23 protein-coding genes are annotated in these 20,743 nt (G+C 73.5%); 13 read left to right on the top strand and 10 right to left on the bottom strand.

All coding sequences use genetic code 11. From position 1 onward, the window contains the following. Positions 1-5: 5 nt before the first annotated feature. From ACVV2G_RS12440 to ACVV2G_RS12415, 6 genes are all read right to left on the bottom strand, one after another. On the bottom strand, positions 6-776 hold the full coding sequence (locus tag ACVV2G_RS12440) for an urease accessory protein UreD (protein WP_453842729.1): 771 nt from the start codon (positions 774-776) through the stop codon (positions 6-8). Continuing rightward, positions 764-1,456, bottom strand: a complete 693-nt coding sequence (ureG, locus tag ACVV2G_RS12435) for an urease accessory protein UreG (RefSeq protein ID WP_453842728.1) — start codon at positions 1,454-1,456, stop codon at positions 764-766. Before ureG ends, ACVV2G_RS12440 begins: the two co-directional genes overlap by 13 nt. A gap of 281 nt (positions 1,457-1,737) precedes the next feature. Next, complete coding sequence (locus ACVV2G_RS12430; RefSeq protein ID WP_453842727.1) at positions 1,738-2,412, bottom strand: urease accessory protein UreF; 675 nt, start codon at positions 2,410-2,412, stop codon at positions 1,738-1,740. Positions 2,413-2,420: 8 nt separating this feature from the next. Then, positions 2,421-4,142 carry an urease subunit alpha gene (locus ACVV2G_RS12425; protein WP_453842726.1) on the bottom strand — a complete coding sequence of 574 codons (1,722 nt, stop codon included), beginning with the start codon at positions 4,140-4,142 and terminating at the stop codon, positions 2,421-2,423. Then, positions 4,135-4,446, bottom strand: coding sequence for an urease subunit beta (locus ACVV2G_RS12420; protein WP_453842725.1), 312 nt, complete (start codon positions 4,444-4,446; stop codon positions 4,135-4,137). The genes ACVV2G_RS12425 and ACVV2G_RS12420 overlap by 8 nt, the downstream gene beginning before the upstream one ends. A gap of 14 nt (positions 4,447-4,460) precedes the next feature. After that, positions 4,461-4,763, bottom strand: coding sequence for an urease subunit gamma (locus ACVV2G_RS12415; RefSeq protein WP_453842724.1), 303 nt, complete (start codon positions 4,761-4,763; stop codon positions 4,461-4,463). Between the two features lie 1,021 nt (positions 4,764-5,784). Between ACVV2G_RS12415 and ACVV2G_RS12410 the strand changes: the two genes are divergently transcribed. Further along, positions 5,785-6,258 (top strand): C40 family peptidase, encoded by a 474-nt coding sequence (locus ACVV2G_RS12410; protein WP_453842723.1) that lies wholly within the window; start codon positions 5,785-5,787, stop codon positions 6,256-6,258. Positions 6,259-6,386: 128 nt separating this feature from the next. Here the strand turns inward: ACVV2G_RS12410 and ACVV2G_RS12405 are convergent, their stop codons facing one another. Next, the gene (locus ACVV2G_RS12405; protein ID WP_453842722.1) at positions 6,387-6,878 is read right to left on the bottom strand and encodes an ATP-binding protein; all 492 of its coding nucleotides are present in this window, start codon (positions 6,876-6,878) and stop codon (positions 6,387-6,389) included. Positions 6,879-7,091: 213 nt separating this feature from the next. Between ACVV2G_RS12405 and ACVV2G_RS12400 the strand changes: the two genes are divergently transcribed. Then, entirely contained in the window at positions 7,092-7,952 is an 861-nt protein-coding gene (locus tag ACVV2G_RS12400; RefSeq protein WP_453842721.1) for a helix-turn-helix domain-containing protein, read from the top strand. Positions 7,953-7,961: 9 nt separating this feature from the next. Then, the gene (locus tag ACVV2G_RS12395) at positions 7,962-8,204 is read left to right on the top strand and encodes a DUF397 domain-containing protein (RefSeq protein WP_453842720.1); all 243 of its coding nucleotides are present in this window, start codon (positions 7,962-7,964) and stop codon (positions 8,202-8,204) included. A 42-nt stretch (positions 8,205-8,246) separates the two neighbouring features. Here the strand turns inward: ACVV2G_RS12395 and ACVV2G_RS12390 are convergent, their stop codons facing one another. Continuing rightward, complete coding sequence (locus tag ACVV2G_RS12390; protein WP_453842719.1) at positions 8,247-9,374, bottom strand: 8-amino-7-oxononanoate synthase; 1,128 nt, start codon at positions 9,372-9,374, stop codon at positions 8,247-8,249. A 151-nt stretch (positions 9,375-9,525) separates the two neighbouring features. Here ACVV2G_RS12390 and bioB point away from each other — a divergent pair, with 151 nt between their 5' ends. The 10 genes from bioB to mug all read left to right on the top strand — a co-directional run bounded on the left by bioB (position 9,526) and on the right by mug (position 19,506). Next, the gene (bioB, locus tag ACVV2G_RS12385; RefSeq protein WP_453842718.1) at positions 9,526-10,728 is read left to right on the top strand and encodes a biotin synthase BioB; all 1,203 of its coding nucleotides are present in this window, start codon (positions 9,526-9,528) and stop codon (positions 10,726-10,728) included. Then, complete coding sequence (locus tag ACVV2G_RS12380) at positions 10,721-12,007, top strand: adenosylmethionine--8-amino-7-oxononanoate transaminase (RefSeq protein ID WP_453842717.1); 1,287 nt, start codon at positions 10,721-10,723, stop codon at positions 12,005-12,007. The genes bioB and ACVV2G_RS12380 overlap by 8 nt, the downstream gene beginning before the upstream one ends. A gap of 1 nt (position 12,008) precedes the next feature. Next, entirely contained in the window at positions 12,009-12,725 is a 717-nt protein-coding gene (bioD, locus tag ACVV2G_RS12375) for a dethiobiotin synthase (protein ID WP_453842716.1), read from the top strand. Positions 12,726-12,799: 74 nt separating this feature from the next. Beyond that, a complete protein-coding gene (locus ACVV2G_RS12370; protein WP_453842715.1) occupies positions 12,800-13,489 on the top strand; it encodes a class I SAM-dependent methyltransferase in 690 nt (229 codons plus the stop codon). A 194-nt stretch (positions 13,490-13,683) separates the two neighbouring features. Beyond that, a complete protein-coding gene (locus ACVV2G_RS12365) occupies positions 13,684-14,109 on the top strand; it encodes a GNAT family N-acetyltransferase (RefSeq protein WP_453842714.1) in 426 nt (141 codons plus the stop codon). A gap of 121 nt (positions 14,110-14,230) precedes the next feature. Continuing rightward, complete coding sequence (locus ACVV2G_RS12360) at positions 14,231-15,577, top strand: hemolysin family protein (RefSeq protein WP_453842713.1); 1,347 nt, start codon at positions 14,231-14,233, stop codon at positions 15,575-15,577. Further along, positions 15,574-16,587 (top strand): hemolysin family protein, encoded by a 1,014-nt coding sequence (locus tag ACVV2G_RS12355; RefSeq protein WP_453842712.1) that lies wholly within the window; start codon positions 15,574-15,576, stop codon positions 16,585-16,587. Before ACVV2G_RS12360 ends, ACVV2G_RS12355 begins: the two co-directional genes overlap by 4 nt. Positions 16,588-16,647: 60 nt before the next feature. Beyond that, entirely contained in the window at positions 16,648-17,427 is a 780-nt protein-coding gene (locus ACVV2G_RS12350; RefSeq protein ID WP_453842711.1) for an SGNH/GDSL hydrolase family protein, read from the top strand. Positions 17,428-17,515: 88 nt separating this feature from the next. Further along, positions 17,516-18,958, top strand: coding sequence for an adenylosuccinate lyase (purB, locus tag ACVV2G_RS12345; protein WP_453842710.1), 1,443 nt, complete (start codon positions 17,516-17,518; stop codon positions 18,956-18,958). Beyond that, the gene (mug, locus tag ACVV2G_RS12340) at positions 18,955-19,506 is read left to right on the top strand and encodes a G/U mismatch-specific DNA glycosylase (RefSeq protein ID WP_453842842.1); all 552 of its coding nucleotides are present in this window, start codon (positions 18,955-18,957) and stop codon (positions 19,504-19,506) included. Before purB ends, mug begins: the two co-directional genes overlap by 4 nt. A 12-nt stretch (positions 19,507-19,518) precedes the next feature. Here the strand turns inward: mug and ACVV2G_RS12335 are convergent, their stop codons facing one another. After that, positions 19,519-19,959, bottom strand: coding sequence for a hypothetical protein (locus ACVV2G_RS12335; RefSeq protein WP_453842709.1), 441 nt, complete (start codon positions 19,957-19,959; stop codon positions 19,519-19,521). 58 nt (positions 19,960-20,017) lie between these two features. Then, positions 20,018-20,743, bottom strand: coding sequence for an ABC transporter permease (locus ACVV2G_RS12330; protein WP_453842708.1), 726 nt, complete (start codon positions 20,741-20,743; stop codon positions 20,018-20,020).

Raw genomic sequence — 20,743 nt, 5'->3', positions numbered from 1 at the left:
GGACCTCACCGCAGCGCGGCCGACGCCCCGTCCAGCAGCCGTCTGAGCCGTAGCGCGTCCGATGCCACGGCCGTCACCAGCGCACACGGCCCGGCGAGCGGCATGACGGCCGCGCCCTCGGCGAGGACGCGGGCCACCGGCGGCGCGGTCGCGAACTCCGGGCGTGCGACGACGAGCTGGCCGACGGCACGGTGCCCCGCCAGGCCCGCGGGGCCGTCCCAGCCGGCCGGGGCGCCGGGCCCGCAGGCCAGTTCCTGGTCGAGGACGCACCGGCCGGCGATCCGCACGGTCAGACGGCTGGTGAGCCGCCCCGGTTCCTCGCCGGACCGGCCGAGCACCTGCTCCTCGCGCAGCAGGAGCCGGGCCGTGGCGGCGAGGTCGACGCGCGTGGTGACGTGCAGGTCGCTGCCGTGGGCGGAGATCAGCTGTTCGGGCAGCCAGAGCAGTTCCGCGTCGTCGCCGACGGTGAGCCGGACGTCGTAGCGGGCGCCCGCCCCGTCCTGCCCCGGCAGTGCGAGGGTGGCGGCGGCCGAGCCGACCCGCAGCCGGGCGCCCCGGGCCGACTCGGCGGCCACCGTGAGGTGATCGCCGCCCAGTGGCCCGCTCATCGCACCGACCAGCACGACCCTGGCCTCGACACCGCTTCCCCGGGTCCGGCGCACCGCGAGCGGTCCCTCGCCCTCCAGCACGGGCAGGGCGGTGCCGCCGCGTCCGTCGCCGCGGGCGAGGACGTGCGCCCTCGCCCGCACGCCGCCCGGCACCCTCACGCCGTCCACGCGGTGATCCGGGCCCGCACCCAGTCGGCGACGTCCCGGACACCACCCTCGCCGCGCAGCGACTGGAGGACGACGGGCAGTTCGCCGCGCTGCGCCTTCGCGTCGGCGGCCATCCGCGCGAGGTCCGAGCCGACGTACGGCGCGAGGTCGGTCTTGTTGACGATCAGCAGGTCGGCGGTGGTGACGCCGGGGCCGCCCTTGCGCGGGACGTCGTCGCCGCCGGCGACGTCGATCACGAAGATCTGGGCGTCGACGAGCCCCTTGGAGAAGGTGGCGGTGAGGTTGTCGCCCCCGGACTCCACCAGGACGAGGTCCAGTGGGCCGGCCTCGTCCTCCAGGTCCTCCACCGCTTCGAGGTTGGCGGAGATGTCGTCCCGGATCGCGGTGTGCGGGCAGGCGCCGGTCTCCACGGCGCTGATCCGTTCCGGCGGCAGGACGGCCTCGCGGAGCAGGAACTCGGCGTCCTCACGGGTGTAGATGTCGTTGGTCACGACGGCGAGGGACAACTCCTCGCGCAGCGCCCGGCAGAGGGCGGCGACGGTCGCCGTCTTGCCCGACCCGACGGGCCCGCCGATCCCGACGCGCAGGGCTCGGCGGGTGCCGTCGGGCCGCCGGGCGTCGGCGCCGACGGCCGAGGGGCCGTGGGGGGACTGGTCGCGGGGGGAGTGGTCGAGATGCATGGGCAACTCCTGAGGCTCGGTCGGCCGTTGCGGCCGGTACGGGTCGGGCTCCCGCCGGGGAGTCCGAGGACGGGTCCGTCCAGGCCGAAGGGGGTACAGGGGGCACGGCCCCTGGCGGGGCCGAAGGGCGGCGCCCCCGGATCGGGAAGGACACCGCGGACCCCGGTGCGAGAAGGACACCGCGGACCCCGGGTCGGGGAAGGACGGTGCGGCTCCCGGGCCGGGACGGAAGGGGCGGAGCCCCCGGGCCGGGAGGCGAGAGGCGGCGGGGATGAACGCCCCTACGAGGCGAACAGCCGTACGGGCCAGGCCGCATGCGCCTCCGCCCCGGTCTCCAGCAACGGCGCGGACCGTGCGGGCAGCACGTCGGTGCCGTCGGTCACGGCCGCACGCGCCGCCTCCACGGCGTCCTGTGCCACCCGGTCCAGCTCGGGGGCGAGTCGCGCCAGGACGCCGGTGGCGTCGAACGGGTCGAGGCCGAGCAGCCGTACGACGGCCGTCGCCGGTCCGCTCACCCCCTCGTAGGCGGAGCAGTACGCCGCGTCCAGGGGCCCGAGGCCGGCCGCGCGGGCGGTCAGCCCGAGGACGACGGGCTGGTGGGCGCCCTTGGGGAACCGCCGGGCCAGGGCGTCGAGTTCCGGGTGCGGCCAGGTGGCGCGGGCGGCGCGCATCAACTGCCGGCCCAGTCTGCGTGCCGTCGCGCGCAGGGCGGGCGACGGGGTGCGGGCGTCGGCGGCCAGGTCGAGCGCGACGGGGTCCACACCGAGGGCCGCCGCTGCCGCGAGGGAGGCCACGACGGCGCCGCTCGCGTGCAGCCGGCCCCGGCAGAACGCCTCCAGGCTCGCGGCGTCGGTGATGCGCCCCGCCCGGACGGCGGCCTCCGCCCCGCCGGAGTGGGCGTGCCCTCCTGCGGGGAAGCGGCCGTCCGCGAGGACGAGCAGTGCGGCACGGTTCATGTCGGCGCTCAGAACAGGAAGTACCGCTGCGCGAGCGGCAGTTCGACGGCGGGCGCGGCTTCGACCAGCTCTCCGTCGATGGTCACCGCGAAGGAGTCCGCGGCCACCTCGACGCGCGGCAGGGCGTCGTTCTCCCGCATGTCGGCCTTGGTGCGCCCTCGGGTCGACCGGATGGGCACGAGTTCCCGGCCGAGTCCGAGGCGCTCCGGGAGCCCGTCCTCGATACCCGCCCGGGCCACGAAGCCCACCGAGTTGGCGGCCGGCGCCGTGCCGAGTGCGCCGAACATCGGTCGCGGCAGCACCGGTTGCGGGGTGGGGATGGAGGCGTTGGCGTCACCCATCTGCGCGTACGCGATCTGTCCGCCCTTGAGGACGAGTTGTGGCTTGACGCCGAAGAACCGGGGGTCCCACAGCACCAGGTCGGCGAGCTTGCCGGTCTCCACGGAGCCGACGACGTGCTCGATGCCCTGGGCCACGGCGGGGTTGATGGTGTACTTGGCGACATAGCGACGGACACGCAGGTTGTCGGCGCGCGTGTCGCCGGGCAGGAAGCCGCGGCGCCGCTTCATCACGTGCGCGGTCTGCCAGGTCCGCAGGATCACCTCCCCGATGCGGCCCATGGCCTGGGCGTCCGACGCCATGATCGAGATGGCCCCCATGTCGTGCAGGATGTCCTCGGCCGCGATGGTGCTCGGCCGGATCCGGGACTCCGCGAAGGCCAGGTCCTCGGGGACCGCGGGGTTGAGGTGGTGGCAGACCATCAGCATGTCGAGGTGTTCCTCGACGGTGTTGACGGTGTGCGGCCGGGTCGGGTTGGTGGACGCGGGCAGCATGTTCGGCAGCGACACCGCCGTGATCATGTCGGGCGCGTGCCCGCCGCCGGCGCCCTCGACGTGGAAGGCGTGCAGGGTGCGGCCCGCGACGGCGTCGAAGGTGTCGCCGACGAACCCGGCCTCGTTGAGGGTGTCCGTGTGGACGGCGAGCTGGACTCCGGACTCCTCGCACACGTCCAGACAGGCGGAGATCACCGCGGGGGTCGCGCCCCAGTCCTCGTGGATCTTGAAGCCGAGGATGCCGGCCCGCAGCTGGTCGCGCATCGACTCCTTGGACATGGTGCTGCCCTTGCCGAGGAAGCCTATGTTGACGGGGCTCGACTCCAGAGCCGCGAACATCCGCGCGAGGTGCCACGACCCGGGGGTGACCGTGGTCGCCTTGCTGCCCTCGGCGGGGCCGGTGCCGCCTCCGATGAGGGTGGTGACGCCGGAGGCGAGGGCCTCGTCGACGGCGGCCGGCGCGATGAAGTGGACGTGCGTGTCGATGCCGCCGGCCGTGACGATCCTGCCGTTGCCCGCGATGACCTCCGTCTCGGGGCCGATGACGAGGTCCGGGTGGACGCCGTCCATGGTGTCCGGATTACCGGACTTGCCGATACCGGTGATGCGGCCGTCGCGGATACCGACGTCGGCCTTGACGATGCCCCAGTGATCGATGACCACGGCGCCGGTGATCACCGTGTCCAGGGCGCCTTCGGCGCGGGTGACGCGCGACTGGCCCATGGACTCGCGCAGAACCTTGCCGCCGCCGAAGACGGCCTCGTCACCGGAGCGGCCGGGCCCGCCGGAGCGGTCCTCCTCGATCTCGACGAGGAGGTCGGTGTCGGCGAGGCGGATGCGGTCGCCGGTGGTGGGGCCGAACAGGTCGGCGTAGGCGGGGCGGGACAGTTCAGGCATCGAGGGCACCTCCGGTCGTGCCGCGCAGCCCCATGACGACGCGGGCTCCCGCGAGGGGGACGAGCTCCACGTCGACCGGGATGCCGGGCTCGAACCGGACGGCCGTGCCGGCGGCGATGTTGAGCCGCTTGCCGCGGGCGGCGGCGCGGTCGAGGGCGAGACCGGGGTTCGCCTCGGCGAAGTGGTAGTGGGAACCGACCTGGACGGGCCGGTCGGCGGTGTTGAGCACGGTCAGGCGAGTGGTCTCGCAGCCCTCGTTGAAGGCGACCGGCTCGTCGGCGAAGAGGATCTCTCCGGGGATCACGGCTGCCGTCCCCGTCAGACGACCGGGTCGTGGACGGTGACCAGTTTGGTGCCGTCGGGGAAGGTGGCCTCCACCTGCACGTCGTGGATCATCTCGGGGACGCCCTCCATGACCTCGTCGCGCCGCAGCAGCGTACGGCCGGAGGCCATGAGTTCACCGACCGTGCGGCCGTCTCGTGCCCCTTCGAGGATGTGCGAGGTGATCAGCGCGACGACCTCGGGATGGTTGAGCTTCACGCCTCGTGCGCGGCGCTTCTCCGCCACGTCCGCGGCCACATGGACGAGCAGTCTCTCCTGCTCGTGCGGGGACAGCTGCACGTACCACCTCACAGGGCATCACGCCGGGACCGGGCGGTCCGGCTGCCGCGGCCACCGCGACGGCTATAGGTGTAACACGCACGCATACGCGGGGAACGCGCGCGCCGATGATCGAAACCGCGGATGGATCGGGGTGCAGAGTAGGGCCGCCGTGTTTCCGTCACGTCACCCGGATTTGACCGGCCGATTACCGGCGCCGCCGGTGGCCTCCCGCACGCCTTGGCAGCGCCCGTACGCCCGCCCGGAGCGCCCCGGACGAGAGGCCGCCGAACGGCACGTGCCGGACCCCGACGCCCCGCACCGCACCCCTCAGGGTTCGGGCCACGGCCTCCGGGTGGGCGTCGTCGCGCGTCACGCCGTCCTCCTGGTGGCGGCCCGAGACCTCACCCGGGCCACGGGCCGTCGCGACCCCGACCCGCCCGGCGACTCCCGCACCGACGGCGGTCGACGGACGGCGGACGGCGGACGGCGCGGGTCAGCCTTCCCCCGGGTTCCGACAGTTGAGGCACCCGAGGCCGAAACGGACCAAACGACTTACCCTCCTTCGGCGTAGGAACACCTCCGATTTCCGGCCGCCCGCGGTTGCGCGACGGACCTGTCCCGGCGGCGGAACGACCGCTCCGCCGCTGGTCCCGGGGTCGCCGCCGCAGTCGGCCGCGACTCGAACAGGGTGCGTCCACCCGAACGGGTGAGTGGTGAGTAACAACACAAAAGGCACGTTCCATTGGGATTTCCCCGCTGGGCGGGACAAGATCCGTGACTGACGACAAGCCCCCGCCGCAGCGGCGGGGCGGTCCGGGCGGACGCCGAGTCCTGCCGCCGTCCGGACGACCGGTCGACAGGAGTGGATCGGCAGGAGTGGAGGACCCGAGCACGACGGGTTCGCCGGAACGGACGCCTTCGCGAGACGGGCGCCGGACCGAGCGGCCCTTGGGGTGAAGCCGCACTCGTGCGGCCGGGCAACTTCGCCAGCCCGAATCCGACAGGTCATCCTTCACAGGCGGCTGACGAAGGGTTGCGCATGTCCGCGCTCAATCGTGTCCCGTCGCTGATGGTCCGTGCCGGTACGGCCTCGGCCCTCACCCTCGCCGCCGTGGGCGGCTCCGTCGTGGTCCCCGGTGTCGCCTCCGAGGCGGCAGCCGCGAGCCACGCGACGAAAGCCCTCAGCATCGCGGCCTCCAAGAAGGGGGCGCCGTACAAGTGGGGCGCCGTCGGGCCGAGCAGGTTCGACTGCTCCGGGCTGACGCTGTACGCGTTCAAGCAGGCCGGCAAGAAGCTGCCGCGCACCGCGGCCCAGCAGTACAACAGGACCCGGCACATCTCCGCCGGAAGCCGCAAGACCGGGGACCTGGTCTTCTTCCACTCGGGCAGCAGCATCTACCACGTCGGCATCTACGCCGGGAAGGGCAGGATCTGGCACGCCCCGAAGACCGGGGACGTGGTGCGTCTGCAGAAGATCTGGACCGGCAGCGTCTGGTACGGCCGGGTCAAGTAGCCCACCCGGGCGGACGACGGCACCACCCCGCCGTCACCGCCTCGGACGCGTGGCCCTTCGTCGTCCCACGCCGCCGTCGGGCCGGTGCGGGACAACCGCGCGACGGTGCGCCGGACCCCGTCGGCACCTCACCGCGACGGCTCCTGCCCGTGCGCCGTCCGCCCCGTGACCGGGGCCGGCCCGGGAGCCGCCGGGCGGCCCCGGGGCTCCCAGCGAAGCTCGATGGAGACGGTCTTGCCGCCCTCCCGCGTCGGCCGGACTCTCAGCCTCCCCCCGCACTCCGCCGTCAGCCAGCGGACGATCACCATGCCCCGTCCGTTGTCCTGCTGGACCGCGGCGGGCAGGCGCTTGGGAAAGCGCGGGTGGCTGTCGGTGACGCCGACGCGCAGCCGCTCGTCGCGGTCGAGCGCGAGGTCCACCGTGAAGGTGGGCGACTGCCCGAACGTGTGCTGGACCGCGTTGGTCGCCAGTTCGGAGACGATGAGCCGGACGGTGTCGGCGAGATCCGCGTCCGCCGGCAGACCCCATTCCGTCAGTGTCCCGACCACGTAGGTACGCGCTACGGCCACCGAGGCGGGATCGCTCGGCAGAGTGACGGATGCTTCCAGATGGTCTGCCATGGCGACGCCGTCCCTTTCCCGCGGGACCGAGCCCGACACGGAGTGGACGGTTCGAGTACGGTCCCGGACTGGTGCTTCGCCGCCAGACTGCCATCACCAGGGCCGTACAGGGCGACGATCCACCAAGATATGCATATATCTGTCGCTCGAAGCGGTGAACTCTGCGACGGCAGAGCGGATTTGGGTGACCCGTAAGGAGTAAGGGAGTGGCCCATGCAGCACGGTCCCGTGGTGCGCCGCCGGAAGCTGGGCGCGGAACTGCGCGCCCTGCGCACGTCGGCGGGGATCACCAGCGGCGAGGCGGCCCGGCTGGTGGGCTGGCACCAGTCGAAGGTCAGCCGCATCGAGACCGGAACGAGCGGGGCCAGACCGGCCGACGTGGGGTTACTGCTCGACGCCTACGGTGTGGACGACCCCCAGCTGCGGGAGTTGCTGGTGATGCTCGCCGGCTCCGACGACGCGGGCGGCCGCAACCACTGGTGGCACGCCTATCGCGGGGTGCTGCCGCCGACCTACCGCGACTTCATCAGCCTGGAGTCCCAGGCGAGCGCGATGCGCACCCTGGAGACCACGGTGGTGCCCGGACTGCTGCAGACACCGGAGTACGCCCGCGCGGTGACGCGCGCCGCGGCGGACGGGCTGTCCGAGGAACGGCTGGACACGCTGGTGGAGGTCCGGCTGGCACGGCAGGACGTGCTGCGGGCGCAGTCGCCGCTCGAGCTGAGCGCCGTCCTGGACGAGGCGGTGCTGCGCCGGGAGGTGGGCGGCCCCGGAGTCATGGCCCGTCAGCTGGTGCGTCTGGTCGAGGCCGCGCGCCTCCCCCATGTCCGGCTGCAGGTCCTGCCGTTCACCGCCGGGGCGCACATCGGTGTCACCGGCCCTTTCGTAATCTTCTCCTTTTCGAGCACTTCCGATCTGGACGTGGTTGTTCTCGACCACTTGACGAGTAGCCTGCATCTCGAACGGAAAGAAGACCTGGAGGCCTACACCGAGGCCTTCAACGCTCTTCTGACCCATGCCCTTCCGCCCCAGGACTCGTTGGACTTCATCGCCGCGACCGCGGCAGGCGCGTAAGGAGGCCCCATGTCAGGCACACCGTCCCCCCTCTGCCGGAACATCCCTGCCGGCACCGATCTGCCCGGCGTGCGGTGGCTGCGCAGCAGCTACAGCACCGGCGCGAACAACTGCGTGGAGACGGCCCGGCCGTCGGCCGGCCTCTGGGCCGGACTGCTCGCCGTGCGCGACTCCAAGGACCCGGCCGGACCCGCGCTGCTCTTCTCCCCCGGGAGCTGGGCGTCGTTCACGGACGGATTCCACCGCCGCTGACCCCGGTCCCGACCGGGCGGAGCACGGCCGTGCCACGCCGACTCATGGCCGCGTTTCGCCGATCACCCGTACCGCGCGTTCGATCTGCTCCCCGGACAGGTCCGCACGAGCGGTCAGCCTGAGCCGTGAGATGCCGTCGGGCACGGAAGGAGGCCGGAAACAGCCCACGGACAGGCCGGCCGCACGGCAGTCCGCCGCCCACCGCACCGCCTGCTCCGGGGAGGGCGCGCGCACCGAGACGACCGCGGCGTCCGGACGCACCGCCGAAAGGCCCAGGGCGGTCAGGCGTGCGTGCAGCTCGGCAGCCACCGCGCGTGCGCGCGCCGCCCGCTCCGGCTCGCGGCGCAGCAGGGTGAGTGCGGCCAGGGCCGCGCCCGCCGCCGCGGGGGCGAGACCGGTGTCGAAGATGAACGTCCGGGCCGCGTTGACCAGGTGCTCGATCACCCGGGCGGGGCCGAGCACGGCACCGCCCTGACTGCCGAGCGACTTGGACAGCGTCACCGTCGCGACGACGTCGTCCGCACCCGCGAGTCCCGCCGCGTGCGGGGCGCCCCGGCCGCCCTCGCCGAGGACGCCGAGGCCGTGGGCGTCGTCGACGACCAGCCCGGCGCCGTGCTCCCGGCAGGCCCGCGCGAGCCCGGCCAGCGGTGCGGCGTCGCCGTCGACCGAGAAGACGGTGTCGGACACGGCGACGGCGGGGCCCCCGTGCGTCGCCAGCGCCTTGCGCACGGCGTCCGGCTCGGCGTGCGCCACGACCTGGGTCGTGCCGCGGGCCAGCCGGCAGCCGTCGATCAGCGAGGCGTGGTTGCCCGCGTCGGAGACGAGGAGGCATCCGTGCGGCGCCAGCGCGGTGACCGCGGCGAGGTTGGCCGCGTAACCGGAGGAGAAGACGAGCGCGGCCTCGAAGCCGCAGAATCCGGCCAGTTCGCGTTCGAGTTCGGCGTGCAGCTCGGTCGTGCCGGTCACCAGGCGGGAACCGGTCGCACCGGCGCCCCACGTCCGCGCGGCCGAGGCCGCCCCCTCGGTGACCTCCGGGTGCCGCGCCAGTCCGAGGTAGTCGTTGCTCGCCAGGTCCAGCAGCGGCGAGCCCGCCGGACGGGGGCGCAGAATCCGTACCAGACCGGCCCGGCGTCGCGCCGCGGCCTGCTCGTCGATCCAGCCGAACGCCATGGAGCGGTCCTCCGGTGAATTTGTAGGCAGTGGACAGACACTAGCGGTACGGCCGCCCCCGCGAGGTGTGGCGATACCCACACCTCGATCTGTCAGTGTTGTGCGAAGTCTCCTTGGCCCCGGGCGGCCCCTTAGGACAGGATCGGCTCTCATGGATCTGCTGAACACGCTGGTGGACAAGGGGCTTCGGCGCGAGACGCCGACCCGCGAGGAGGCGCTCGCCGTCCTCGCCACTTCCGACGACGACCTGCTCGATGTGGTGGCCGCGGCGGGCAAGGTACGCCGTCACTGGTTCGGCCGACGAGTGAAACTCAACTACCTCGTCAACCTGAAGTCGGGCCTGTGCCCCGAGGACTGCAGCTACTGCTCGCAGCGGCTCGGTTCCCAGGCCGAGATCCTCAAGTACACCTGGCTCAAGCCCGACCAGGCCTCGCAGGCCGCGGCCGCCGGAGTGGCCGGGGGCGCCAAGCGGGTGTGCCTGGTGGCCAGCGGGCGCGGTCCGACCGACCGGGACGTGGACCGGGTGTCGGACACCATCAAGGCCATCAAGGAGCAGAACGAGGCCGTCGAGGTGTGCGCCTGTCTGGGCCTGCTCTCCGACGGCCAGGCGGAGCGGCTGCGCGAGGCGGGCGCCGACGCCTACAACCACAACCTCAACACGTCCGAGGCGACGTACGGGGACATCACGACCACGCACACGTACGCCGACCGGGTGGACACGGTGCACAAGGCGCACGCGGCGGGACTCTCCGCCTGCTCGGGTCTGATCGCGGGCATGGGCGAGAGCGACGAGGACCTGGTCGACGTGGTCCTCGCGCTGCGCGAACTGGACCCGGACTCGGTGCCGGTCAACTTCCTCATCCCGATGGAGGGCACGCCGCTGGCGAAGGAGTGGCACCTCACCCCGCAGCGGTGCCTGCGCATCCTGGCGATGACGCGGTTCGTCTGCCCGGACGTCGAGGTGCGCATCGCGGGCGGGCGCGAGGTCCATCTGCGCACCATGCAGCCGCTGGCCCTGCACCTGGCCAACTCCCTCTTCCTCGGCGACTACCTCACCAGCGAGGGGCAGGCGGGCCGGGCCGACCTGGAGATGATCGCGGACGCCGGCTTCGAGGTGGAGGGCGCCGGCCGGGTGACCCTTCCGGAGCACCGGGCGTTCCCGGGCGGAGGCGGCTGCGGCTCCCACGAGGGCGGCGGGGCGTGCGGCTCCCACGAGGCCGGTGGGGCCTGCGGCTCCCACGAGGGCGGCGGGGCGTGCGCCCCGGTTCCCGCGGCGGGTTCCGGCGAGCCCCGTACGGACCTGGTGGCCGTACGCCGCCGTGGTGCCGGCACGGACCTCGCGCCCAATGCCTGAGCCCGCGCTGACCGTGGCCGAGCTGCTGGCGCTCGACCGGCGGCACGTCTGGCACCCGTACGGTCCCATGCCCGGCCGGCAGGACCCGCTCGTCGTCGGGTCGGCGAGCGGGGTGCGACTGCGGCCGGCCGACGGTTCGGCGGAGCTGGTCGACGGGATGGCGTCCTGGTGGTCGGCGATCCACGGCTACAACCACCCGGTGCTGAACGAGGCCGCGCGCGAGCAGCTGGGGCGGATGAGTCATGTGATGTTCGGCGGGCTCACCCACGAGCCCGCCGTGCGGTTGGCGAAGCTCCTTGTCGACATGTCACCCGAAGGTCTGGAGCACGTCTTCCTCGCCGACTCCGGGTCGGTGTCGGTCGAGGTCGCGGTCAAGATGTGCCTCCAGTACTGGCGTTCGCTGGGCCGCCCCGCCAAGCGGCGCCTGCTCACCTGGCGCGGCGGCTACCACGGCGACACCTGGCAGCCCATGTCGGTGTGCGACCCCGAGGGCGGGATGCACGAGCTGTGGTCGGGCGTGCTGCCGCGCCAGCTCTTCGCGGACGCGCCGCCGGCGGAGTACCAGGAGACCTACGCCGACCACCTGCGGTCGATGATCGAGCGGCACGCCGACGAACTGGCCGCGGTGATCGTCGAGCCGGTGGTGCAGGGCGCCGGCGGGATGCGGTTCCACTCCCCCGCGTATCTGCGGGTGCTGCGGGAGGCGTGCGACGCGCACGGCGTGCTGCTGGTGTTCGACGAGATCGCGACCGGGTTCGGGCGTACGGGCGCGTTGTTCGCGGCGGAGCACGCGGCGGTGACGCCGGACGTGATGTGCGTCGGCAAGGCGCTGACCGGTGGTTACCTGACGATGGCGGCGACGCTGTGCACGTCGGAGGTGGCCGAGGGCATCTCCCGGGGCGAGGTCCCGGTCCTCGCCCACGGGCCGACGTTCATGGGCAATCCGCTGGCGGCGGCCGTGGCGTGCGCGTCGATCGGGCTGCTGCTCGGCCAGGACTGGCTCGCGGAGGTCAAGCGGATCGAGACCGGCCTGCGGGAGGGGCTCGCGCCCGCCGCCGGACTCCCGGGTGTGAGCGACGTACGGGTGCTCGGCGCGATCGGCGTGGTGCAGCTGGACCACCCCGTCGACATGCGGGCGGCGACCGACGCGGCCGTGCGCGAGGGTGTGTGGCTGCGGCCGTTCCGCGACCTGATCTACACCATGCCCCCGTACGTCACGGGGGACGTGGACCTGGCGCGGATCGCCCGCGCGGTGTGCGCGGCGGCGCGGGAGGGGTGACATGCCGGTACTGGTGATCACGGGCACGGGCACGGAGGTCGGCAAGACGGTCGTGACCGCCGCCGTCGCCGCGGCGGCGCTGGCGGCCGGGCGGTCGGTGGCCGTGCTGAAGGCCGCGCAGACGGGCGTACGGCCGGACGAGCCGGGGGATGCCCAGGAGGTGGCGCGTCTCGCGGGCGCCGTGACGGCGGCCGAAGTCGCCCGCTACCCCGAGCCTCTGGCGCCGGGGACGGCTGCCCGCCGGGCCGGCCGGGCGCCGGTGCGTCCGCAGGAGGTGGCGGAGGCCGCGGGCAAGCTGGCCACCGAGCACGACCTGGTGCTGGTGGAGGGCGCGGGCGGGCTCCTCGTGCGCTTCGACGCCGCCGGCGGGACGCTGGCCGACGCGGCCGGGCTGCTGGGGGCGCCCGTGCTGCTGGTGGCCTCGGCGGGTCTGGGCACGCTCAACACCACGGAACTGACGGCACGTGAGCTGCGTTCCCGGGGGCTGGAGCTGCCGGGCGTGGTGATCGGCAGCTGGCCCGGAGCCCCGGACCTCGCCTCGCGCTGTAACGTCGCGGACCTGCCCGCCGTGGCCGGCGCGCCCCTCCTCGGCGCGGTGCCCGCCGAAGCCGCCTCCCTCCCGCCGGGCGCCTTCCGGTCGGCGGCACCGCACTGGCTCGCGCCCCGGCTGGAGGGGACGTGGGACGCGGACGCGTTCCGGGCCCGGGAGGCGCCCTGACCACACCGTGGTGGGTGCGCCGGGTCCGGGAGGGGCACGATCGGGGTGAGGCACCACCTCGCGAGGGAGGTCCCATGCCGTTGCGATCCGCCCGCACCCGCGGGACGCCGCGGGACTCCGTGCACCATCCGCTGTTCGCCCGCTGCTACGCCCGGTGCAGTGTGAGCGCCGAGACCCGGATGGGCATGGGCCGCGTGCGCGAGCGGCTGCTCGCCGGGCTGTCCGGGCGGGTGATCGAGATCGGCGCGGGCAACGGGCTGAACTTCTCCCACTGTCCGGGCACCGTCTCGGAGGTCGTCGCCATCGAACCGGAGCCGATGCTGCGGCGGTTGGCCGTGGAGGCCGCGCTGCGCTCCCAGGTGCCGGTGGACGTGGCGCCGGGCGCGGCGGAGGCGCTGCCGGTCAAGAGCGAGGCCTTCGACGCGGCCGTCGTGTCGCTCGTGCTGTGCAGCGTCCGCGAGGTGCCGCGCGCCCTCGCGGAACTGCGACGGGCCCTGCGTCCGGGGGGTGAGCTGCGCTTCTTCGAGCACGGACAGGGCGGCGGCCGGGTGATGACGTGCACCCAGCGCGCGCTGGACCGGACGCTGTGGCCACCACTGAGCGGTGGCTGCCACCTGTCCCGCGAACCGGTCGCCGCGCTGCGGGAGGCCGGGTTCGCGCTGGGGCCCTACCGGCGGATGACGATGCCGGAGAACGGGCCGGTGCTGCCGAGTTCGTACTGCGTGCTCGGCACGGCCTGGCGACCGTCCGGGCCCGGGACGTAGCCGCCTTCCCGACGTCCCCGAATCACTGAGCCCCCGGGCCCCCGTGCCCCCGTGCCCCCGAACATCTGAGCCCCCGCGCCCGGGGAGGGTTCACGTCGCGGCCGTCGTGCTGGTGCGGGCGCCGCCCGCCGTCCGGACGGTCCACATGCAGGAATTCCCGTCTCGTCGCCGTCGGCACGTGGTGGGATCGGGCGATGAACGATCTGCGGATACGGGCCGCCGGGCTCGAGGACTTGGACGCCGTGCTCGCGTTCTGGAAGGTGGCCGCCGAGGGCACGAGCATCAGCGACGACCGGGAGGGCGTCGAGCGGCTGGTCGCGCGCGACCCCGGGGCGCTGGTGCTGGCCGAGCGGGACGGGGAGCTGGTGGGCACCGTGATCGCGGGCTTCGACGGGTGGCGCTGCCACCTGTACCGGCTGGCGGTGCACCCGGACCACCGGCGCCGGGGCATCGGATCGGCGCTGCTCACGGCCGCGGAGGAACGCTTCGTACGGCTCGGCGGGCGCCGCGGGGACGCGATGGTGCTGCGGCGCAACGAACGCGCCCAGCATGCCTGGCGGGCGGCCGGGTACGCGCCCGAGGAGCAGTGGCGACGCTGGGTGAAGCCCCTCACGGACTGAAAGGCTGTGACCACCGGCGCATGAGCGAGTCCTTTCCGGCGATTCACCCCGGTGCCTCCCCCGGCGCACGAGAGCGCGCGACCCGTCGCGTCCTGGCCGATCATGGATGCGAGGTGACCCGATGACCGAAGTGCTCCTGCTGCTGGTGGCGATCCTGCTCTCGCTGGCGTGCGGCGCCTTCGTGGCGGCCGAGTTCTCCCTGACCACGGTCGAGCGCGGCGAACTGGAGCGGGCCGCGGAGCGGGGTGAGCGGGGTGCCGCGAGCGCGCTGAAGGCCGTACGGAACCTGACCTTCCAGCTCTCCGGGGCGCAGCTCGGCATCACCGTCACCAACCTGGTGGTGGGCATGCTCGCCGAGCCCTCGGTCGCCGCGCTGATCGCGGTCCCGCTGGAGAGCGTGGGCGTGTCGGGCTCGACGGCCTCGTCACTGGCGCTGGTGCTGGGCACGGCCCTGTCGACGGTCGTCCTGATGATCGTCGGCGAGCTGGTGCCGAAGAACTGGGCGATCTCCTCGCCGCTGGCCGTCGCCCGACGGGTGGGCGGCCCGCAGCGCTGGTTCAGCGCGGCCTTCGGCCCCTTCATCGCCCATCTGAACAACACGGCCAACCGCATCGTGCGCCTCTTCGGTGTGGAGCCCGCCGAGGAACTGGCGTCCGCACGCGGGCCGCAGGAGCTGGCGGCACTCGCCCGGCACTCGGCCAAGGCGGGGGCGCTGGAGGCGGACACCGCCGAGCTGTTCGTGCGGACCCTGAACCTGGCCGACCTCACGGCGGGGAACGTGATGACCCCGCGCGTCCAGGTGGTCGCCCTCGACTCCCGGGCGACGTGCGAGGACGTGGCGAACGCGACGCGGGCGACCGGCCTGTCCCGGTTCCCCGTCCACCGGGACGGCCTCGACGCCGTGGTGGGGACCGCGCACATCAAGGACGTCCTCGCCGTGCCCGCCGAGCAGCGGTCCGGCATCCCGGTCGCCGAGGTGATGCGCGAGCCGCTGCTCGTCCCGGAGTCCCTGACCGTCGACCGGCTCCTGGACCGGCTCTCCGGGCGGCGCACGATGGCCGTCGTGATCGACGAGTACGGCGGGACGGCCGGCGTGGCCACACTGGAGGACATCGTGGAGGAGGTCGTCGGCGAGGTCCGGGACGAGCACGATCCGCACGAGACGCCCGAACTGGACCCGGCCGGCACCGACGACCAGGGCCGCGCCCTGTACCGGGCCGACGGCGCGGCGCGCGTGGACCGGCTCGCGCGGCTGGGGTTCAAGGTGCCCGAGGGGCCGTACGAGACGGTCGCCGGGTTGGTCGCGGCCGGTCTGGGGCGCATTCCCGTCGTCGGCGACGTCCTGGAGGTCGCCGGCTGGCGGCTGGCCGTCGTGGACGCCACGGGGCGCAGGGCGGCCCAGGTACTGCTGCACGCGCCGCTCGACGCGGCACACGCCGCCGCCCAGGACGGGGAGGCCGGCCGGTGACCGCCGTACAGCTCGTGATCGGTCTGCTGACCCTCGTCGTCAACGCGTTCTTCGTGGGGGCCGAGTTCGCGCTGATCTCGGTGCGCCGTTCCCAGGTGGAGCCGTACGCCGAGGAGGGCGACCGGCGTGCCAGGAGCGTGCTGTGGGGGCTGGAGCACGTGTCGGCGCTGATGGCGGCGGCCCAGCTCGGCATCACGCTGTGCACGCTGGTCCTCGGCGTGGTCGCGGAACCCGCGATCGCGCACCTGCTGGAGCCGCTGTTCCACGCAGTGGGCGTGCCGTCCGGCGTGGGACACGCGGTGTCCTTCGTGATCGCCCTGGCACTGGCGACGTATCTGCACATGCTGCTCGGCGAGATGGTGCCGAAGAACGTCGCGCTGGCCGAGCCGGTGCGCAGCGCGCTGCTGCTCGGGCCGCCGCTGGTGGCGCTGTCCCGGGCACTGCGCCCCGTGATCTTCACGGTCAACGCCTTCGCGAACGCCCTGCTCAAGCTGCTCAGGGTCGAGACGAAGGACGAGGTCTCGGCGACCTTCACGGACGCGGAGCTGGCCGAGATCGTGAAGGACGCCGGCGAGGCCGGGCTGATCGACGACCGGGCCCAGGAGCGGCTGCACGACGCCCTGGAACTGGGACGGCGGCCGGTACGGGACGTGGTGCTGCCGCTGGAACGGGTCGTCCAGGCGCGCGTGGGCATCACTCCGGAGCAGCTGGAGCGGCTGTCGGCCCGGTCGGGGTTCTCCCGTTTCCCCGTGGTGGACGACGGACGGCGGATCGTCGGCTATCTGCATGTGAAGGACGCCTTGGACGCCTCGCCGCGGGAGCTGCCGTTCCGGCTGCAGGACATGCGGCCCATCGCGCGGGTGCGGGAGAGCACCCCGTTGGACGACGTGCTCACCGCGATGCGGCGCAGCCGTACGCATCTGGCGGCCGTGCTCGGGTCCGACGGGCGGCTGGCCGGGCTGGTGACCATGGAGGACGTGCTGCGGGAGCTGTTCGGGCAGCGGACCTGAACCGGCCGGACGGGAGCCGACCGACCGGGGGGTATGTGCAGGGGCTACCATTCTTCCGCCATGCAGACGAACCCCACCCACACCAGTCTCGTCGCCGTCGGCGACTCCTTCACCGAGGGCATGTCGGACCTGCTGCCCGACGGCTCCTACCGGGGCTGGGCCGACGTCCTCGCGGCGCGGATGGCCGCCCGCTCCCCCGGCTTCCGGTACGCGAACCTCGCGGTGCGCGGGAAGCTGATCGGACAGATCGTCGACGAGCAGGTGGACGTCGCGGCGGCCATGGGGGCCGACGTGATCACGCTGGTCGGCGGGCTCAACGACACGTTGCGTCCCACGTGCGACATGGCCCGGGTGCGGGATCTGCTGACGCAGGCCGTGGAGCGACTCGCCCCGCGGTGCGAGCAGCTGGTGCTGATGCGCAGCCCCGGCCGTCAGGGCCCCGTACTGGACCGCTTCCGGCCCCGCATGGAGGCCCTGTTCGCGATCATCGACGACCTGTCCAGGCAGCACGGCGCCGTGGTCGTCGACCTGTACGGGGCCCAGTCGCTGGCCGACCCGCGGCTGTGGGACGTGGACCGGCTGCATCTGACCGCCGACGGGCACCGCAGGGTCGCGGAGGCCGTGTGGCAGGCGCTCGGCTACGAGCCCGAGGACCCCGACTGGCACGCGCCGGTCCCGGCGACGCCGCCGCCGGGCTGGATCATGCGCCGGACGGCGGACGTACGGTTCGCCCGGCGGCATCTGCTGCCCTGGATCGGCCGCAGGCTGACGGGCCGCTCCTCCGGTGACGGCCTGCCGGCCAAGCGTCCGGAACTGCTGCCGTACGAGGACCTGGCGTGATCCCGCGCGGGCCCGCGCGGCGTTCGTAGCTTCGGACGAAGAACCCGGCGGCGCCGGCCTGCACGATGCGCCAGTAGAATCCGTACACGTGACTTCCGCTCCCGCCAAGCCCCGCATCCCGAACGTCCTCGCCGGACGCTACGCCTCCGCCGAGCTCGCCACGCTCTGGTCGCCCGAGCAGAAGGTGAGACTGGAGCGGCAGCTCTGGCTCGCCGTGCTGAGGGCCCAGAAGGACCTCGGCATCGAGGTGCCCGACGCCGCGCTCGCCGACTACGAGCGCGTCCTCGACCAGGTCGACCTGGCCTCGATCGCCGAGCGCGAGAAGGTCACGCGGCACGACGTGAAGGCGCGGATCGAGGAGTTCAACGACCTCGCCGGGCATGAGCACGTGCACAAGGGCATGACCTCCCGCGACCTGACGGAGAACGTCGAGCAGCTCCAGATCCGGCTCTCCCTGGAGCTGATCCGCGACCGCTCGGTGGCCGTCCTGGCCCGGCTGGGCAAGCTGGCCGGCGAGTACGCCGAGCTGGTCATGGCCGGCCGCTCGCACAACGTCGCCGCGCAGGCCACCACGCTGGGCAAGCGCTTCGCCACCGCGGCCGACGAGCAGCTCGTCGCGTACGGCCGGGTGGAGGAGCTGCTCGGTCGCTACCCGCTGCGCGGCATCAAGGGCCCGGTCGGCACCGCCCAGGACATGCTGGACCTGCTGGGCGGCGACGCGGGCAGGCTCGCCGAGCTGGAGCAGCGGATCGCCACGCACCTCGGCTTCTCGCAGGCGTTCACCTCGGTCGGCCAGGTCTACCCGCGTTCGCTGGACTACGAGGTCGTGACCGCGCTGGTGCAGCTGGCGGCGGCACCGTCCTCGCTGGCGAAGACGATTCGGCTGATGGCCGGGCACGAGCTGGTCACCGAGGGCTTCAAGCCCGGCCAGGTCGGCTCCTCGGCGATGCCGCACAAGATGAACACCCGCTCCTGCGAGCGCGTCAACGGCCTGATGGTGATCCTGCGCGGCTACGCCTCGATGACCGGCGAGCTGGCGGGCGACCAGTGGAACGAGGGCGACGTGTCCTGCTCGGTGGTGCGCCGGGTCGCGCTCCCCGACGCGTTCTTCGCCCTGGACGGGCTGCTGGAGACGTTCCTGACCGTGCTCGACGAGTTCGGTGCCTTCCCGGCCGTCGTGGCCCGGGAACTGGACCGCTACCTGCCGTTCCTGGCCACCACCAAGGTCCTGATGGGCGCGGTGCGGGCCGGCGTCGGCCGCGAGGTCGCGCACGAGGCGATCAAGGAGAACGCCGTCGCCTCCGCCCTGGCGATGCGCGATCAGGGCACCGAGCGCAACGAGCTGCTGGACAGGCTGGCCGCCGACGAGCGCGTCCCGCTGGACCGCGCCGGGCTGGACGCGCTGATGGCCGACAAGCTCTCCTTCACCGGCGCCGCGGCCGGCCAGGTCGGTGTCGTCGTCGGCCGCGTCGAGGAGATCGTCAAGCAGCACCCGGCCGCCGCGGGCTACACCCCGGGGGCGATCCTCTGACCCGCTTCACCCGGGCCGAACTGGAGGCCGCCCGCGACCGTCTCGTACCGGACGTCGTCGCGGACGGTCTCCAGGTGCTGTTCTGCGGGATCAACCCGGGACTGATGACGGCGGTGACGGGCCACCACTTCGCCCGCCCGGGCAACCGCTTCTGGCCGGTGCTGCACCTGTCCGGGTTCACGCCCCGGCTGCTGAAGCCGTCGGAGCAGGGGGAGCTGCCGTCGTACGGGCTCGGCATCACGAACGTCGTCGCGCGGGCCAGCGCGCGGGCGGACGAACTGACCGCCGAGGAGTACCGGGAGGGCGGACGGCTGCTGGAGCTGAAGGTGGCGCGGCTGCGGCCCCGATGGCTGGCCGTGGTCGGGGTGACCGCGTACCGGGCGGCGTTCGACGACCGCAAGGCCCGGGTCGGCCCGCAGGACCGGACGATCGGGGACACCCGCGTGTGGGTGCTGCCCAACCCCAGCGGGCTCAACGCGCACTGGACGGCGCAGACGATGGCCGAGGAGTTCGCGCGGCTGCGGGTCGCGGCACAGGACGAGGCGTAGGACGGGCGGCCGTCACGGAGGCGCCTGCTCCGTGACGACGGCCAGCAGCCGCACCTCGTCGCTCGGGTCCCGGTCGGCGACGGCCAGCGCGATCCAGCGGCCGGTGCCCTGCGCCTCCCAGAGGTACGCCACCCGCGCGCGGGCGCTCAGCCCGGCCCACGGCTCGGGTATCTCCTCCCGCTCGCTCCGCAGCAGGACCGTCTGCAGGTTCCAGGGGTCCGTCTCCCCCCAGCGCGGGGCGAGGCGCTCGTAGAGGGCGTCCCGGCCCTTCTCGTACTGCTCCACCGTCACCGCCCGCTCCGCCCGGTCGCCGCCGCGCAGGCCGTGGCTGCTCTCCAGCACCGCCACGAACCGGCCCGGAGGCCCGCCGCCCCCGTCCGGCGGGCCGTGCTCCGCCGGGAAGGGCCGGAAGCACAGCTCGTCGACGAGGGCGATGTGCCGGGCGATGTCCATGCCGTCCAGTAAACCTGCCCCCACTGACAATTGGCGGGGCGTCAGTCGGGGACGGGGATCAGGCGTCCCCGCCGCGCAGCCGCCGGGCCCCCGCGAGGAGGACGGCCGCGGCCCACAGCGCCGTCACCCCGAGACCCGTCCAGGGGCCCACGGTCTCCTCGTACGTCTGGTGCAGGACGACCTGCCCGGCCTTGTCCGGCAGGAAGTCGGTGGCGCCGCCCGCGGCGTCCCCGATCACGAAGGACACGACGAGGAGGAACGGGATCAGTGTGGACAGGGCGGCCACGCCGCTGCGGAGGAGGGCGGTGAGGCCGGCCGCGAGCAGGGCCATCAGCATGAGGTAGACGGCGCAGCCCACGACGCCGCGCGCCTGCTCGCCCGCGGTGAGCCCGTCCGCCGCCGGGCCGAGGCCCGCCCGGGCCGCGGCGAGGGCGGCGAAGGCGGTGAGCAGTCCGACCACGAGGACGGGTACGGCGACGACGGCCAGCTTCGCCGCGAACCACCGCCCGCGCCGCGGGACGGCCGCCAGGGAGAGCCGGATCCCGTTGCCCTGGTACTCGGAGGAGACGGCCACGGTGCCGAAGGCGACGGCGGCGATCTGGCCGGGCGTGACACCGGACAGGGCCATGAACAGCGGGTCGAACTCCGGGTCGGAGGTGTCGGAGACCCCGGCCAGCGCGGAGAAGGCGGTGGTGACCGCGAACATGGCCGACAACGTGCCGCACAGCGGGCGCAGGGTGAGGACCTTGAGCGCCTCGGAGCGGAGTACGGGGGCGAACTGCAC

The organism is Streptomyces sp. JK94, from assembly GCF_053613315.1.
Note: the sequence above shows the minus strand (reverse complement) of the source record. Positions and strands in the feature narration are given on the sequence as shown.

Excerpts from the sequence above, each read along its gene's own strand:
- ACVV2G_RS12405 (WP_453842722.1), bottom strand. The coding sequence starts at position 6,878 with ATGGCAGACCATCTGGAAGCATCCGTCACTCTGCCGAGCGATCCCGCC.
- ACVV2G_RS12370 (WP_453842715.1), top strand. The coding sequence starts at position 12,800 with ATGCCGTTGCGATCCGCCCGCACCCGCGGGACGCCGCGGGACTCCGTG.
- ACVV2G_RS12390 (WP_453842719.1), bottom strand. The coding sequence starts at position 9,374 with ATGGCGTTCGGCTGGATCGACGAGCAGGCCGCGGCGCGACGCCGGGCC.
- bioD (WP_453842716.1), top strand. The coding sequence starts at position 12,009 with ATGCCGGTACTGGTGATCACGGGCACGGGCACGGAGGTCGGCAAGACG.
- ACVV2G_RS12425 (WP_453842726.1), bottom strand. The coding sequence starts at position 4,142 with ATGCCTGAACTGTCCCGCCCCGCCTACGCCGACCTGTTCGGCCCCACC.
- ACVV2G_RS12395 (WP_453842720.1), top strand. The coding sequence starts at position 7,962 with ATGTCAGGCACACCGTCCCCCCTCTGCCGGAACATCCCTGCCGGCACC.
- bioB (WP_453842718.1), top strand. The coding sequence starts at position 9,526 with ATGGATCTGCTGAACACGCTGGTGGACAAGGGGCTTCGGCGCGAGACG.
- ACVV2G_RS12430 (WP_453842727.1), bottom strand. The coding sequence starts at position 2,412 with ATGAACCGTGCCGCACTGCTCGTCCTCGCGGACGGCCGCTTCCCCGCA.
- ACVV2G_RS12365 (WP_453842714.1), top strand. The coding sequence starts at position 13,684 with ATGAACGATCTGCGGATACGGGCCGCCGGGCTCGAGGACTTGGACGCC.
- ACVV2G_RS12410 (WP_453842723.1), top strand. The coding sequence starts at position 5,785 with ATGTCCGCGCTCAATCGTGTCCCGTCGCTGATGGTCCGTGCCGGTACG.
- ACVV2G_RS12380 (WP_453842717.1), top strand. The coding sequence starts at position 10,721 with ATGCCTGAGCCCGCGCTGACCGTGGCCGAGCTGCTGGCGCTCGACCGG.
- ACVV2G_RS12335 (WP_453842709.1), bottom strand. The coding sequence starts at position 19,959 with ATGGACATCGCCCGGCACATCGCCCTCGTCGACGAGCTGTGCTTCCGG.
- ureG (WP_453842728.1), bottom strand. The coding sequence starts at position 1,456 with ATGCATCTCGACCACTCCCCCCGCGACCAGTCCCCCCACGGCCCCTCG.
- ACVV2G_RS12400 (WP_453842721.1), top strand. The coding sequence starts at position 7,092 with ATGCAGCACGGTCCCGTGGTGCGCCGCCGGAAGCTGGGCGCGGAACTG.
- ACVV2G_RS12360 (WP_453842713.1), top strand. The coding sequence starts at position 14,231 with ATGACCGAAGTGCTCCTGCTGCTGGTGGCGATCCTGCTCTCGCTGGCG.
- ACVV2G_RS12350 (WP_453842711.1), top strand. The coding sequence starts at position 16,648 with ATGCAGACGAACCCCACCCACACCAGTCTCGTCGCCGTCGGCGACTCC.